This window comes from Jannaschia sp. 2305UL9-9 (assembly GCF_041403465.1).
Lineage (GTDB): Bacteria > Pseudomonadota > Alphaproteobacteria > Rhodobacterales > Rhodobacteraceae > Jannaschia.
The window spans coordinates 126,475-141,233 of record NZ_JBGEHM010000004.1; the positions used below are offsets into that span (position 1 = coordinate 126,475).

The following is a 14,759-nucleotide window of genomic DNA, read 5'->3' on the forward strand; positions in this document are numbered from 1 at the left end:
CCTAGGACAGGGTGCAGGCCCGCACCCACCACCCAGGCCGGTCCAACGCGAGGGCACCGTCGGCGGCGGCCTGAGCCGTGGGGAACAGGCCGAAACAGGTCGCGCCGGACCCGGACATGCGCGCGATCCGCGCTCCAGCGTCGCGAAGGGCGGCCAAGGCGGTCTCGATTTCGGGCGCGACCGAGATTGCTGGCCGCTCGAGGTCATTTCGCTGCGCGGCCAGCCAGTCGATCACGCCATCTTCGGTTGGCATGCTGTCGTGGCCGGGATTGTCCGTCGTCTTCAACGCGGCAAAGACAGCGCCGGTCGGACAGGCGACGCCCGGATGCAGCAGGACGGCGTGCAGTGATGACAAGCGAACAGGCTCCACCACCTCACCGATGCCGCGCATGCGGGCCGCAATCGCAGGCAGACACACCGGCAGGTCGGCCCCAAGCCGCAGCAAGTCGGCGGTTTGCGGCACGACATCCAACACCCGCAGGGCCGCCGCCGCATCGGACGACCCGCCGCCGATCCCACCGGGATGCGGCAAGTGCTTGTCCAGCCGCACCGACCTTTCTACCCCGGCAAGCGACAAGGCGCGCAGGATGAGGTTCCTGTCGTCTGTCGGCACACCCGCCGCGAACGGCCCCGTCACGGTCAGCCCCCTGCCCGGCGAAAGGTACAGATCGTCACCAACGTCCGCAAAGGCGACCAACGAATCCAGCAGATGATAGCCGTCGGCACGCCGACCGGTCACATGCAGCGTCAGGTTGACCTTGGCGGGTGCGAATACATGCAAGCCGTGATCACTCTTGCGCGGCTTGTGCGGCATCGGCGGCGGCCTCGTCCTTCAGCACGACATCCAGACCGACCGACAGCTTGCGGCGGATGCGGACGGCGTCTTCCTCCTCGGGGTCGAGGGACAGGGCGCGATGCCACTGAAACTCCGCCTCGCGCTTGCGACCGACGGTCCACAGGACGTCGCCGAGGTGATCGTTGATGATCGGGTCCAATGGCTCCAACGCGACGGCGCGTTCCATCGGTTCCACAGCCTCCTCATAGCGGCCAAGCCGGTAATAGACCCAACCAAGGCTGTCGGTGATATAGCCGTCTTCCGGGCGGGCCGCGACGGCACGCTGAATCATGTCCAGCGCCTCATCGAACTTGATCCGCTGCTCCACCAGCCCGTAACCGAGGTAGTTCAGGACCTGGGGCTGATCCGGATTGAGTTCGAGGGCCCGACGAAAGTCCGCCTCGGCCAGATCCCAGCGGTCCGTCCGCTCATAGGCGATGCCGCGCACATAGTAGAGGTACCAGTCACGGGCGATCTCGTCCTCGATCATGTCCACCGCGCGCTCGTATGCCGTGGCGCTTTCCTCGAAACGGTCGAGACGGCGCAGGGTATCCCCCAGCGCGGACCAGACGGCCTGTCGATCGGCATGGGATTTCGTCAGGGCGGACAGAACTTCGACCGCGGCATCATCCTTGCCCGAGGCAAGCAAGACCTCGGCGCGGGTGATCTCCGCGCCGAAGAACGACGGATGATCGCGCGGAACCCGGTTCAGAACCTCGTTCGCAAGGGTATACTGTCCCTGCTCCTCCAACAGCTCGCCCGTCAGGACGAGGGCATCGAGATGATCGGGCCGCAGAACATTGGCGGCGCGCGCCGACAACAGCGTGAAGGTCGAAGACGTCTCGCCCGCGAAAATGGCGGCAAGGGTGAAATAGGCCTCGGCCATGCCATCCGGACCCTGGGTAATGAAGGTCCATGGGATATCCTCGCCCGCCTGAACCCGCGTCGCCATGGCCTGCAGGACCGGGCTGTTCGTCGCCTCGTTCGCCTGATCCAGCAGGTCCATCGCATCGGCGCGCCGATCGAGTTGCAGCAGGATCTGCGCATGCGCCTCGATCCCGCGCGTGGTCACGCCGATGGGCCCGTGGGCGCGGCCCGACAGGATGTCATCCGCACCGGTGAAATCGCCCGTCATGGCCAAGGCATAGGCCTGGTGCAGATGCGCCAGCGGCCCGAACCCCTCCGTTTCGGCGAGGGTATCGAAAGCGGCAGTCGCGGCCGCGATATCGCCCTGTGCGACCGCGATCCAGCCGCGCAGCAGACCGTCGAGCAAGGCACCCGCCACCCCGCGCGAGTCGATCAGGTCTATCGCCTGATCGTAGTCGCCATCCTTCAGGAGCGACAAAAGCAACGCGCCGTCGGCGAACTGACTGGGATAGCCCGCCTCCGTCATCGCCTCGGCCGCCTCGGCGGCGCGCGTGACATCCCCGATAGCCAGATAGATGACGACCGCGTTCTCCAGAATGCGCGGCGTGGCCCCGCCGCGCGCCAGCAAGGTGTCGTAGTAGTCCGCCGCCGCCGCGTAATCGTTCGCATAGCCCGCGATGCGTGCCGCAAGATAGGGTCCCGACACCCCCTGCGCGGATACCGGGGCCGTGAGCGGCGCCAACATCATGGCAGACGCGAGCAGGAAAGAGCGGAGCATCATGGACAAGTCCTCAAAACCGAAGGGTCACGTCACGCTATTGAGCCTACCTGCGGCTTGCAACAGGGTGCCCTGCCGCGAAGGTCGCATGCGCGGGCCACCGCGGTCACATGTCTGGCATCTGAGGGGGCCGCCACACCGGCAGCCCCGTCGAAGGCATCACATGTTGGGGTAATTCGGCCCGTCGCCACCCTGCGGCACGGTCCAGACGATGTTCTGTGCCGGGTCCTTGATATCGCAGGTCTTGCAATGGACGCAGTTCTGGAAATTGATCTGGAACTTGGCCGAGGCCCCCTCGCCCAGGAACTCGTAGACACCGGCGGGGCAATACCGCTGCGACGGCCCGGCGTATCGCGCAAGATTCACGTCCACCGGAACCTTGGGGTCCTTCAGCTTGAGGTGCGCAGGCTGGCTTTCCTCGTGGTTGGTAAAGCTGAAGGCAACATTGGTCAGCCTGTCGAAGGACAGCTTGCCATCGGGCTTGGGATAATCGATCGGCTGATGGCCGAAGTGCGTCTCGGTCGCCTCGGCGTCGGACTTGCCGTGCTTGGCCGTGAAGGGCGACCAACCGATCAGGTTGTTCATCCACATGGACGCCCCCCCGATGGTCAGCGACGCCGCAAGGCCGTAGTTCGACCACAGCGGCTTGACGTTCCGCACGCGCTTCAGGTCCTTGCCGATCGCGCCGGTGCGGACCTCGGTGTCATATTCGTCGAGCGTATCGCCGGAGCGACCGGCTTCGATCGCCGCATGCGCGGCCTCGGCGGCGGCCTTGCCCGACAGCATCGCGTTGTGATTGCCCTTGATACGCGGCACGTTGACCATGCCCGCGGCACAGCCCAGCAGCACCCCGCCGGGGAAAGCCGTCCTGGGCAGGCTCTGCCAGCCGCCTTCGGTGATTGCACGGGCGCCATAGGCGACGCGCTTGCCCCCCTCCAGCAGTTCCGCAACCATCGGATGATGCTTGAACCGCTGGAATTCCATGTAGGGAAAGACATAGGGGTTCTTGTAGTTCAGGTGGACGACGAAGCCGACGTAGACCTGATTGTTGTCGAGGTGGTAGATGAAGCTGCCGCCGCCTGCGTTGCTGCCGAGGGGCCATCCCATCGTGTGCACGACCTTGCCGGGCTGATGCTTCTCCGGGTCGATTTCCCAGATCTCCTTCATGCCGAGGCCGTACTTCTGCACGTCAGACGCATCATCGAGCCCGAAGCGCGAGATCACCTGCTTGGACAGGCTGCCCCGCACGCCTTCGCCCAGCATGACGTATTTGCCATGCAATTCCATGCCCGGCTCGTATCCCGGGCCTTCGGTGCCGTCGGGGTTGCGCCCGAACTCACCGGCGACGACGCCTTTGACCCCCGACCGGTCCATGACGATTTCCGAACAGGCCATGCCAGGAAAGATCTCCACGCCCAACTCTTCTGCCTGCTCGGCCATCCAGCGACAGACGTTGCCCATCGAAACGACATAATTCCCGTGGTTGTTCATCAGCGGCGGCATGGCGAAGTTCGGCACCCGCACCTTCCCCTCCTCGCCGAGAACATAGAAGCTGTCCGAGGTGACGGGCACGTTCAGGGGGGCGCCCCGCTCTTTCCAGTCCGGGATCAGCGCATCAAGACCGACGGGATCCAGCACCGCACCGGACAGGATATGCGCACCGACCTCGGACCCCTTTTCGAGGACCACGACCGACCGCTCCGGATCCAGCTGCTTGAGCCGGATCGCGGCGGACAGGCCGGCAGGTCCGGCGCCCACGATCACGACGTCATACTCCATGCTTTCGCGGATCGGTGTTTCGGCCATGACGGTGAATCTCCTCGTTTCGCTGCTCCAAGACGGTATGGGGACGAGATGACAGAGGGTCAATTGTGACGCAGCGCTTTGTCGCGGCACAGGGGCGGGGGCGCAGCCTGCCACCGCACCGGTCAGAAGCCCCCCGCCACGGGCGTTGGCCTGCGTCTTCTTGGCTCGTTTACCTCGGCCCCCGGCTGCAACGCTTTGCAGGCAGGCTCTGGTCCGCTAAGGGGGCGCGACCCTGGGCTGAAGGAGAGGCCGATGACCCCGTTCCGCGTCGTGATGATCGTGTTGTGCATCCTTGGCGTCATTCTGCCGATGCGATACTTCCTGCCGTGGCTTTCGGCCAACGACTGGAACATCGGGGCGATGGTCGACGCCTGGCACACGAATGATGCCAGCAGCGGCCTCGTCTGGGACCTGACCGTCGCGGCCGTCACCTTGACGGTCTGGATCATCTGGGAATGCGTGACGCGGCGCAGGTGGCTGCCGCTGGTGGCGATTCCGGCAACCTATTTCGTGGGCGTGTCGCTGGGCCTGCCCCTCTACCTTCTGCTTCGGAGCCGGTAATGGACCACTTCCTGTATCAAGACGGCGTTCTGCACGCCGAAGACGTGTCCCTGATGGATATCGCGCGGGCGGTCGGCACCCCGGCCTACGTCTATTCCGCCGCGACCCTTCTGCGGCACTACCGCCTGTTCGACGAGGCCCTCGCCTGGGGGCCGCACCTCGTCTGCTATGCGGTCAAGGCGGCAAGCAATGTGGCGATCCTGAAACTGCTGGGGGATGCCGGCGCCGGCATGGATGTCGTGTCCGAAGGTGAATATCGCCGCGCCCGTGCCGCCGGTGTGCCGGGGGATCGCATCGTCTTTTCCGGTGTCGGCAAGACCGAAGCCGAGATGCGTCACGTCCTTGCCGGGGGCGTGCGCCAGATCAACATCGAGAGCGAGCCGGAAATGCGGCTGCTCTCACGCGTGGCCACGGAAATGGGCGTCGAGGTGCCTGTCACGGTCCGCGTCAATCCGGACGTCGACGCCAAGACACACGAAAAGATCGCGACCGGCAAATCCGAGAACAAGTTCGGCATCCCGATCGCCAAGGCCCGCAGCGTCTATGCCGAGATTGCCGGATTGCCCGGCCTGAAGGTCGTCGGCATCGATGTGCATATCGGCTCTCAACTCGTCGATCTCGATCCCTTTCGCCAAGCCTATCGCAAGGTTGCCGATCTGACCGAGGCGCTGCGCGCGGACGGGCACGAGATCACGCGTCTGGACCTCGGGGGCGGGCTTGGCATTCCCTATGCTCGCTCCAACCTCGCCCCGCCCGTTCCGATGGAATACGGGCAGGTCATCCGCGAGGAAGTCGGCCATCTGGGCTGCGAGATCGAAATCGAGCCGGGTCGCCTGATCGCCGGTAACGCAGGCATCCTGATGACCGAGACGATTTTCGTCAAGGAAGGCGAAGGCCGCGATTTCCTGATCGTGGATGCCGCCATGAACGACCTGATCCGCCCCGCGATGTACGGCGCGCACCATGACATCGTCCCCGTAGCCGAACCCGCACCCGGGATCGAGCAGCGGCCCTACGACATCGTCGGCCCGGTCTGCGAAAGTGGCGACACCTTCGCCAAGGGGCGCGACATGGTGCCGCTGGCGGCCGGCGACCTGATCGCGTTTCGCAGCGCCGGCGCCTATGGTGCGGTCATGTCGAGCGAGTACAACAGCCGCCCGTTGATCCCCGAGGTTCTGGTCCGTGGTGATCAATACGCGGTGATCCGCCAACGCCCGACCTTTGACGAGATGATTTCCCGCGATACCATACCGGAATGGCTGGACCACGCATAAGGTCGGGTCACACCCAACAGGGAGAGACCCTTGGCCGACGACAGACCGACGGATGCACACCTCACGCGTAAGCTGCGACTGACGCATGTGGGCCTGTGGGCGGAACGTGTGACGCGGGCCTTCTGGCCCGTCTGGACCATCCTGTTTCTGAGCCTCGCGATCTGGTCGGTCGACGCCCTGCCCCCGATTTGGTCCGCGGGCCTGCTGGCCGCCGGACTCGTGGCGCTTTCGGTAGCTGTCTTCCTTGGCCTGCGCGTGTTTCGACGCCCGACGATGTCCGACGCCCGCGACCGCCTCGATGCGACGCTGCCCGGGCGGCCCCTTGCCACCTTGGCAGAAAATCAGGCTATCGGCGCCTCGGACAGCGCCTCCGCCGCCGTATGGCAGGCGCACCGCGCGCGTCTCGCCGCCCGCCTGTCGGATGCCCGCGCCGTCGCCCCGGACCTGCGCGTGTCGACCCGCGATCCCTACGCGATCCGCTATATCGCCGTTCTGCTGGCCGCGATCGGCTTGCTGTTCGGAACGGTTCTGCGGGTGCCCGAGGCGCCGCTTGCCGCCACGCGGCAACCTGCGATCGCCACCGGACCCGCATGGGAAGGTTGGCTGGAGCCGCCGCGCTATACCGGTCTGCCGACGATCGCCCTGTCTGCCCTTGCCCCCGGCGAAGTCGACGTGCCCGAAGGATCCCGTGTGACCTTGCGCCTGTATGGTGAGGTTGGCGCCCTGTCGGTGACCGAAACGGTGTCCGGGCGCGATGTCACCGACCCCTCGGCGCCGATACAGGATTTCGTCGTTGCCCAGTCGGGCACCCTGTCGATCGACGGCCTCGACGACGCCCCGCTCTGGAGCGTTCGGGTCATGGCCGACACCCCGCCGGATATCGCCCTCGACGGGGACCCCGGTTTCGAACATCCCGATCAGGTCACCCTGCCGTGGCGGGGTGGCGATGACTACGGTGTCGTATCGGCCAGCGTCACGCTCGCCCTTGACGCCGATGCCGCCGAACGGCGTCACGGCCTGATGGTCGAGCCGGAGCCGCGCGAGGCGCTGACACTGGACATGCCCCTGCCGATTGCCGGTGGCCGGACCGAGATCATCGACGTGTTCCGCGCAGACCTGACCAAGCATCCGCTGGCGGGAATGCCCGTGACCGCGACCTTCGATGTGACCGATGCCGCGGATCAGACCGGCAGCACGGAACACAGGATCGTGCTGCCCGGCCGCCCCTTCTATGACACCGTCGCCGCCGCCTTGATGGAACAGCGCCGCGACCTGTTCTGGGCACGTGCCAACCAGCAACGCGTGACACAGGTACTGCGCGCCATCACGTGGAAGGCCGACGAGCTGTTCCACAACACCTCTGCCTATCTCGTCACGCGGATGGCGCTGCGACGGCTCGAGGCCGGTCCCCTGACACTGGAAGCGCGCGACGACGTGGCTGAAATGCTCTGGCAGGCCGCGATTCGGCTGGAAGAGAATTCACTGGATTCCGCGTTGGAGCAATTGCGCCAGGCACAGGACCGCCTGTCCGAGGCCATCCGGCAAGGCGCCTCTCCCGAGGAAATCGCGCGACTGACGCAGGAAATGCGCGACGCGATGAACGAATACACCCGGCAACTGGCCCAGCAGCAGCCACAGCAAGGCCAGCAACAGCAGCAGGCGCAGGGCGAAACCCAGGAAATCACGCCCGACATGCTCGATCAGATGATGGAGCGTATCGAAGAGCTGATGCGTCAGGGCCGCACCGCCGAGGCACAGGAACTGCTGCGCCAGCTGCAGGAGATGATGGAAAACATGCAGGTGACTCAAGGCCAGCCGGGTCAGGGTGGCCAGGGTCAGCAAGGCGAAGGCCAGCAGGCCATGGAGGATCTGCGCGACCAGCTGCGCGAGCAGCAGGGCCTGTCGGACGAGGCGTTCCGGGAACTGCAGGAGCAGTTCAATCCGAACGCACAGGCGGGCGACAGCGCACAGAACCAGGGGCCCAACGGTCAGGGCCAGGGACGTGGCACCGACCACAGCCAAGGCCAAGGCGAGGCCGAAGGCCAGCAGGACGGACAGGGCGGCGGCGGCCAGAGGGCGGAAAACCCCGGTCAGCAAGGCGGCGCCGAGGACGGTCAGGGTGGCCAGCAGGACGGCGCCGGAACCCTCGCGCAACGGCAGGAACAACTGCGCCGCGGCCTTGAACAGTTGCGCAACAACCTGCCCGGCGCGGGCACGGACGCCGGCGATGCGGCGCGCGACGCGCTCGGGCGCGCCGAAGAGGCCATGCGCGAGGCGGAAAGAGACCTCGCGGACGGCAACCTCGGCGGTGCGCTCGATGATCAGGCGCAGGCCATGGATGCCCTGCGGGACGGCATGCAGGAACTTGGCCGCGCCCTGGCCGAAGAACGTCAGAACGGCGAGGGCCAGAACCGGGGTCAGGCCTCGACACAGGAGGGCGACGGCTTCCGCCGCGATCCGCTTGGACGTCAGAGCGGCGAAGGCGGGCAACTGGGCACAGAAGACAACCAGCTGGGCGGACCGGACGCCGCCCGACGGGCCCGCGACCTGATGGACGAGATCCGCCGCCGGTCCGGTGAACGGGACCGGCCGGAGATCGAACTGGACTATCTGAAGCGCTTGCTGGAGCGGTTCTAGCAAACCCGCGCCAGCCGGGGCACCGGGGTGCCCCTAGTCAACCGGCAGGATCCGCGCGGTCAGGTCGTTGACGCTCGCCTCGAGGGCGATGCGCTTGGTGTCGACCCATGCGACATAGCTTGCGAGCGTTTCGGCAGAACCGGGAATCAACCCTGCGATCTGCGGCGCGAACGCATAGATCCCGGCGGCGACGATCACGAGGAACATCACGATCATGAACCCCACGCCGAAGCCGGAGGTGGCGGCCACGGGCTCCGGTTCGTCGTCTTCCGTGACGCCGTTCGCTTCCATCGCGCGTTCATCGGGGCGGAGGGAGGAGTTAATTTCCTCGATGTCGGGTAACAGATCCCGGCGGGACAGACGATTTCCCGCGGCCGGGTCGGGTTCCAGCCCGTCATCGAAATCGTCCGGTGCCTCATCCCCGATCGCATCCTGCATCGCCATTGCGATGGCATCCGCGACGTCGTCGTTGTCATCGGCAGGCGGCGCCTCGACGGCCGGTGCCGGCCCCTTGGCCTTCGGCGTCGGCATAGGCGCGACGTCCTCGGGGTCGGAGGCGGCACTGACGGCCTGGCGCGCACGGGCGACGGATGCAGCCGTGGCCATGCGCGCACGTTCGGCGGCCGCCGCGGCGCGCGACGCCTCGACGGAATCATCGATTTCATCCGGATCGGGCGCCGACGGCGTCTTGCGGCGGCGATCTGCCGCACGTTTGCGCGCCTCGTGCGCGCGCTCCTGCCTCAGGATATCCAGAGTTTTCTGATCCGCCAGGGGACGGCGGGGCGCAGGGTCCTCCGCCACAGGCGCCGACGCGTCCGCCCCGCCACCCGTGTCGGGGGAAGCCGACGGCTCCGACCAGTCATCGGGCATCTGCCGGTCGACCGCCGGCGTCTGCCTTGTGGTATCCGGCTTCTGCGCAGGTCTCCGAACCTCGGCCCGCGGTTCCGACGCGGCGGGTCGGCTACGGCCTTCCTGGAACCAGGTGGTGGCGCAATTCGAGCATTGCACGTCACGCCCGCCGGCCGGGATCATGTCGTCGGCGATATCGTATTGGGCGCTGCAATTTGGACAGGTCAGGCGCATGGGGTCCGGGCGTGTCCTTGCAAGAAGTTAAAACAGTCGCCCCTAACGCGCCTTATCGTTGCCGCAGTGTCAACCCCCGGACGCCGCCACCACGGCACGCAATGGGCCTGACGTGACTGCCGCGCATGGATTGCGTCAAAACTATGGCTGGGGCAGAAGGTCCCGAGCAATCGCCCGAAAAGCAGGCAAGGTACCGTGATCGAACTCAAGGGCGCAGGATATTCCTATGGCGGCGGCGATATCCTCGGGGGCATTGACCTGACCCTGTCGCCGGGATCGTTCCATTTTCTGACCGGCCCCTCGGGCGCGGGCAAGACCACCCTGCTGAAATTGTGCTACGGCGACCTGAAGCCGTCGGCCGGGGTTGTCGAACTGTTCGGGCGCGATAGCCGGTCCATGGGCCGCGATACCCTCGCGACCCTGCGGCAGAGCATCGGCGTCGTGCATCAGGATTGCCGGTTTCTCGACCACCTGCCGATCCGGGAAAACCTTGCCCTGCCGTTGACGGTCACCGGACGCAACGTCGCCGCAGCCGCCGAAAGCCTGGAACAGTTGATCGCATGGGTCGGCCTGTCACACCGCGCCCACGCCCGTCCGCCCGAACTGTCCGGTGGTGAGCGGCAGCGCGCCGCCCTTGCCCGTGCGATCATCATGGACCCGGACGTCATCATCGCGGACGAACCCACCGGCAACATCGACTGGGAAATGTCGCAGCGCCTGCTGACCTTGCTGGCCGAACTGAACCGCCTCGGGAAGACGATCCTCGTGGCGACGCACGACCTTGCGCTGATCCGCGCAGCCAAGGCGCAGGTGTCCGCCCGTGTCCTGCGCCTCGCGGGGGGCCGCATTCAGGCCGCGGGGTCCGACCTGTGAGGGCCGCCGCCGAGCAGATGGGCGCCGTTCTGGCTCTGATCATCGGGGATCGTCAGGCGGACCGCGTGGTCCCGCCCACGGGGTTCACCGTGTGGCTGACGGTCCTGACCTCCGCGGCGATGGCGTTCCTTGCGGTCTTTGCTCTTGCGCTGACCCTTGCGACCGGGCGGTTGGCCGAACGGTGGTCGGACAGTCTTGCACAGGCCATGACAATTCGCATCTCGGCCCCCGCCGAACAGCGGCAGGCGCAGACCGATGCCGTCCTTGCCATTCTGGAGGCCACACCGGGCGTTGCCTCCGCCTCTGCGCTGGATGCGTCGGAGCAGGCCGCGCTGCTGGAACCCTGGCTTGGCCCCGACCTGCCGCTCGACCGCCTGCCCCTGCCCCGGCTGGTCGAAGTGGTGGGCGAGGATCTGGATGCGCAGGGGTTGCGCCTGCGTCTGGCCGCTGAGGTGCCCGGCGCGGTTCTGGACGATCACACCCGGTGGCGCGCTCCCCTGGTAGAGGCCGCAGGGCGCCTGCGGCTGTTGGGCTGGGTGGCGCTTCTGCTGATCACGGCGACGCTGGGCGCGATGGTCACCCTCGGGGCGCAGGCGGCCCTGTCTGCCAATTCCGAGGTGATCCGCGTTCTGCGCCTTGTGGGTGCGCGCGATGCCTACGTGGCGCGAGCCTTCACTCGGCGGTTCACCCTGCGCGCCCTGACCGGGGCCGCGGGCGGCACGGTCCTCGGGATGATCGCGATCGCCGCCCTGCCCTCGGCGGAAGCGGCGGGCGGGTTTCTGACCGGGCTGGCCTTTTCGGGCGCGGGCTGGTTGCTGCCGCTGCTGATCCCGCTCATCTGTGCGGGGGTGGCGTTCGCCGCCACACGCCACGCGGCGCTGCGCGCCCTTGTCCGTTTCCAATAGGGGCACCTGATGCAACTGATCCGATCCCTCGTGTTCAACGTGACGATGTATGTCTGGATGGCCGTCATCGGCATCGTCTTTGCGCCCTGGGCCATCATGTCGCCGGACGGCGCGCGGCGCGCTTGCGACATCTATGCGCGACACACGCTGTGGCTTCTGCGCGTGCTCACCGGATTGCGTACGGAAGTGCGCGGCACGCCCCCGACCGAAGCCGCCCTCGTGGCGGCAAAACACCAGTCGTTCCTCGACATCCTGATGATCTGGGTCGCCATGCCACGCGGATTCTTCGTCATGAAGGCGATCTTGCGCTTTGCCCCGTTTCTGGGGGCCTATGCCCTGCGCCTCGGGTGTATTCCCGTCCATCGGGGCAAGCGGGCCGAGGCCGTCAGGATGATGCTGTCCGAGGTGCGCTCCGGCAAGCGGGCGGGCGGGCAGCTTCTGATCTATCCGCAAGGCACGCGTGTCGCGCCGGGTGTCGTCGCCCCCTACAAGATCGGAACCTACGCGCTTTATGAGCAACTGGGCCAGCCGTGCTATCCAGTGGCGACGAACGTCGGCGTCTTCTGGCCCAAGCGTGGCCTGTTGCGCAAACCGGGCCTTGGCGTGGTCGAGTTCCTTGACCCAATCCCCCCCGGTCTGGACCGGGCGACCTTCATGGCCCTGCTGAACGAAAAGGTCGAAACCGCGTCAAACCGGCTGATGGCCGAGGCGGGTTTCCCCATTGCCGAGACCGCGCCCAAGCCCGCCCTGCCAGAGGTGCCGGACCCCGTGATCAAGGGCTGACGCGATGACGCGGGCCATCATGGTGCAGGGCGCCGGGTCGAATGTCGGCAAATCGATGCTGGTCGCGGGCCTGTGCCGCCACTTTGCGCAACGGGGTTTGCGCGTCCGGCCGTTCAAGCCGCAGAACATGTCGAACAACGCCGCCGTCACCGCCGACGGGGGCGAGATCGGGCGCGCCCAGGCGCTGCAGGCGATGGCCTGCGGGGTCGAACCGATGATCGACATGAATCCCGTCCTGCTCAAGCCCGAGACGGACACAGGCAGCCAGGTCATCGTTCAGGGCAAGCGCCTTGCGACGGTCCGCGCCCGCGACTACGCCCGGTTGAAACCGCAGCTCCTCGGGGCCTGCATCGAAAGCTATCGACGCCTTGCCGGCGGGGCGGACCTGATCATCATCGAAGGCGCCGGAAGCCCGGCCGAGATCAACCTGCGCGCCGGGGACATCGCGAACATGGGCTTTGCCGAGGCGGCGGATGTTCCCGTCGTCCTTGCAGGTGACATCGACCGTGGCGGCGTGATCGCACAGCTTGTCGGCACCCACGCCGTCCTGTCGCCCGCGGACGCGGGACGGATCAAGGCGTTCCTCGTGAACAAGTTTCGCGGGGACGTGACCCTGTTCGACGATGGCATGACCGAAATCGCGGACCGTACCGGATGGGCGCCACTGGGCGTCGTCCCGTGGTTCGATCAGGCCAGCCGCCTGCCTGCCGAGGACATCCTGGACATCCGGTCGGCGCGACGGGACGGCGGCTTTCGCATCGCCGTGCCGCGATTGAATCGGATCGCGAATTTCGACGACCTCGACCCTTTGTCGAACGATCCCGGCCTGTCGGTCGAGATCGTGAAAGCGGGCGATCCACTGCCCGTCTGCGATCTGGTCCTGATTCCCGGATCAAAGACGACCATCGCGGATCTGGAGGCATTCCGCGCGGCAGGTTGGGATATCGATCTCGCGGCGCATGTGCGGCGCGGTGGGCATGTGTTGGGCATCTGTGGCGGATACCAGATGCTGGGCCGCAGCATCGCGGACCCCTTGGGCCTTGAGGGGCCGGCCCGCACCGTCCCCGGGTTGGGGCACCTCGACGTCGAGACGACGATGGCACCGACGAAACACCTTGCCCGTGTCGCCGCCCGTGACATCGCATCGGGCACGCCGGTGCGAGGATACGAGATTCATCTGGGCGAAACCGCCGGTCCGGACACGGCCCATGCCTGGCTCAGCCGTGACGGCCATGCCGTCGGGGCGGCCAGCGCGGATGGACGTGTGCGCGGATGCTATCTGCATGGCCTGTTCAACGGTGATGCCTTCCGCGCCGCCTATCTCGCGCGTCTTGGCGCGCAGGGCACAGCCTTCGACTATGGCGCGGGGGTCGAGGCAACGCTCGACACGCTGGCAGACCATCTTGCAGGATGTCTGGACCTCGACGCCCTCCATGCGCTCGCCGGCCCCGTTCGCGCATAGCGTTTGCCCCCTGCGGGGACCATGCTAACACGTATCCAACCTTTTTCTTTCCTGCCGGAGATCCCGATGCGCCGATTTTTCACTGCCCTTGCCCTGACCGTTGCGGCGGCATCCCCGGCGATTGCCGCGCAATGCATCACCAGTCAGAGCCAGTTCCCGAACTACAAGGCAGGGTTGGCGCGCGATGCGGCGGCCGCAGGCGTGGGCCAGCGCGGGTTGCAGGCCCTGCAGGGCGCGCAACTGTCCGGCATCACGTGGCGGTTCGAATCCAACCCGGCCAGCCAGTCCGGCGTGTCACAGGGCAATCCCGCCACGTTCCTTGCCAAACGGTCCGGCGGCACGGCGGATTCCTTCATCGCGCAGGTGCAGCGCAAGGTCGATGCGAATGCGAACACCTTCGCGGCGCTGGAGCGGTCCTACGGCGTGCCCGGTTCGATCCTTGCGACGATCTGGGGGCTGGAGACATCCTGGGGGGGCTATACCGGTCGCACGCCGATCCTTGATGGTGCGGTCACGCTGGCATCCTATTGCCGGCGCCACCCCCGTTTCGAAAGCCATGCGATTGCCGCCCTGTCGATGGCCGATCGCGGGATCATCGATGGCCGGACACAGGGCGGCCCATCGGGCGAGCTTGGGCACATGCAGTTCCTTGCCGGCAACTGGGCGCGTTTCGGCGTCGACGCCACGGGTGATGGACGCGCCGATCCCTACAATGCGGTCGATGCGCTGGCCTCGGCGGCGAACATGCTGCGCGCGAACGGCTGGCGCGCGGGGCAGCCGTTCGGTGAAGGGACGTCGAACTTTCGCGTGCTGTCCGCCTGGAACGACAGCGGCAACTATCAGCGCGCGATCGCCTATTCGGCGGAACGCGTCCGCTAAGGCCGCGTCACGCCAC

12 protein-coding genes are annotated in these 14,759 nt (G+C 66.6%); 8 read left to right on the top strand and 4 right to left on the bottom strand.

All coding sequences use genetic code 11. The features are described from left to right. Position 1: 1 nt before the first annotated feature. The 3 genes from V6N07_RS15610 to V6N07_RS15620 form a co-directional block, all read right to left on the bottom strand. Positions 2-814 (bottom strand): 4-(cytidine 5'-diphospho)-2-C-methyl-D-erythritol kinase, encoded by an 813-nt coding sequence (locus tag V6N07_RS15610; RefSeq protein ID WP_371157455.1) that lies wholly within the window; start codon positions 812-814, stop codon positions 2-4. Continuing rightward, complete coding sequence (locus tag V6N07_RS15615; protein ID WP_371157457.1) at positions 789-2,483, bottom strand: tetratricopeptide repeat protein; 1,695 nt, start codon at positions 2,481-2,483, stop codon at positions 789-791. The genes V6N07_RS15610 and V6N07_RS15615 overlap by 26 nt, the downstream gene beginning before the upstream one ends. 156 nt (positions 2,484-2,639) lie before the next feature. Beyond that, positions 2,640-4,286, bottom strand: a complete 1,647-nt coding sequence (locus V6N07_RS15620) for an electron transfer flavoprotein-ubiquinone oxidoreductase (RefSeq protein ID WP_371157459.1) — start codon at positions 4,284-4,286, stop codon at positions 2,640-2,642. A gap of 252 nt (positions 4,287-4,538) precedes the next feature. On the opposite strand from V6N07_RS15620, the gene V6N07_RS15625 reads away from it, so the two are divergent. From V6N07_RS15625 to V6N07_RS15635, 3 genes are read left to right on the top strand one after another with little or no spacing between them, the layout of a single operon-like run. After that, complete coding sequence (locus V6N07_RS15625; RefSeq protein WP_371157461.1) at positions 4,539-4,847, top strand: DUF2834 domain-containing protein; 309 nt, start codon at positions 4,539-4,541, stop codon at positions 4,845-4,847. After that, complete coding sequence (gene lysA / locus V6N07_RS15630) at positions 4,847-6,121, top strand: diaminopimelate decarboxylase (protein ID WP_371157463.1); 1,275 nt, start codon at positions 4,847-4,849, stop codon at positions 6,119-6,121. The genes V6N07_RS15625 and lysA overlap by 1 nt, the downstream gene beginning before the upstream one ends. Positions 6,122-6,151: 30 nt before the next feature. Continuing rightward, positions 6,152-8,758 (top strand): DUF4175 domain-containing protein, encoded by a 2,607-nt coding sequence (locus V6N07_RS15635; protein ID WP_371157465.1) that lies wholly within the window; start codon positions 6,152-6,154, stop codon positions 8,756-8,758. 33 nt (positions 8,759-8,791) lie between these two features. Here V6N07_RS15635 and V6N07_RS15640 read toward each other — a convergent pair whose 3' ends face one another. Then, complete coding sequence (locus tag V6N07_RS15640; protein ID WP_371157467.1) at positions 8,792-9,841, bottom strand: zinc-ribbon domain-containing protein; 1,050 nt, start codon at positions 9,839-9,841, stop codon at positions 8,792-8,794. Positions 9,842-10,036: 195 nt separating this feature from the next. Here V6N07_RS15640 and V6N07_RS15645 point away from each other — a divergent pair, with 195 nt between their 5' ends. The 5 genes from V6N07_RS15645 to V6N07_RS15665 all read left to right on the top strand — a co-directional run bounded on the left by V6N07_RS15645 (position 10,037) and on the right by V6N07_RS15665 (position 14,743). Further along, positions 10,037-10,714 (top strand): cell division ATP-binding protein FtsE, encoded by a 678-nt coding sequence (locus V6N07_RS15645; protein WP_371157469.1) that lies wholly within the window; start codon positions 10,037-10,039, stop codon positions 10,712-10,714. Between the two features lie 17 nt (positions 10,715-10,731). Beyond that, positions 10,732-11,619, top strand: coding sequence for a cell division protein FtsX (locus V6N07_RS15650; protein ID WP_371157609.1), 888 nt, complete (start codon positions 10,732-10,734; stop codon positions 11,617-11,619). Between the two features lie 9 nt (positions 11,620-11,628). Beyond that, on the top strand, positions 11,629-12,402 hold the full coding sequence (locus V6N07_RS15655) for a lysophospholipid acyltransferase family protein (protein WP_371157471.1): 774 nt from the start codon (positions 11,629-11,631) through the stop codon (positions 12,400-12,402). A 4-nt stretch (positions 12,403-12,406) separates the two neighbouring features. Next, positions 12,407-13,864, top strand: coding sequence for a cobyric acid synthase (locus tag V6N07_RS15660; protein ID WP_371157473.1), 1,458 nt, complete (start codon positions 12,407-12,409; stop codon positions 13,862-13,864). A gap of 66 nt (positions 13,865-13,930) precedes the next feature. Then, positions 13,931-14,743, top strand: a complete 813-nt coding sequence (locus V6N07_RS15665; protein WP_371157475.1) for a lytic transglycosylase domain-containing protein — start codon at positions 13,931-13,933, stop codon at positions 14,741-14,743. Positions 14,744-14,759 lie beyond the last annotated feature (16 nt).

Bases quoted from the DNA above. Each gene is read 5' to 3' on its own strand.
- V6N07_RS15610 (WP_371157455.1), bottom strand. From the start codon at position 814: ATGCCGCACAAGCCGCGCAAGAGTGATCACGGCTTGCATGTATTCGCA.
- V6N07_RS15615 (WP_371157457.1), bottom strand. From the start codon at position 2,483: ATGATGCTCCGCTCTTTCCTGCTCGCGTCTGCCATGATGTTGGCGCCG.
- V6N07_RS15660 (WP_371157473.1), top strand. From the start codon at position 12,407: ATGACGCGGGCCATCATGGTGCAGGGCGCCGGGTCGAATGTCGGCAAA.
- V6N07_RS15620 (WP_371157459.1), bottom strand. From the start codon at position 4,286: ATGGCCGAAACACCGATCCGCGAAAGCATGGAGTATGACGTCGTGATC.
- lysA (WP_371157463.1), top strand. From the start codon at position 4,847: ATGGACCACTTCCTGTATCAAGACGGCGTTCTGCACGCCGAAGACGTG.
- V6N07_RS15625 (WP_371157461.1), top strand. From the start codon at position 4,539: ATGACCCCGTTCCGCGTCGTGATGATCGTGTTGTGCATCCTTGGCGTC.
- V6N07_RS15665 (WP_371157475.1), top strand. From the start codon at position 13,931: ATGCGCCGATTTTTCACTGCCCTTGCCCTGACCGTTGCGGCGGCATCC.
- V6N07_RS15640 (WP_371157467.1), bottom strand. From the start codon at position 9,841: ATGCGCCTGACCTGTCCAAATTGCAGCGCCCAATACGATATCGCCGAC.
- V6N07_RS15650 (WP_371157609.1), top strand. From the start codon at position 10,732: ATGGGCGCCGTTCTGGCTCTGATCATCGGGGATCGTCAGGCGGACCGC.
- V6N07_RS15655 (WP_371157471.1), top strand. From the start codon at position 11,629: ATGCAACTGATCCGATCCCTCGTGTTCAACGTGACGATGTATGTCTGG.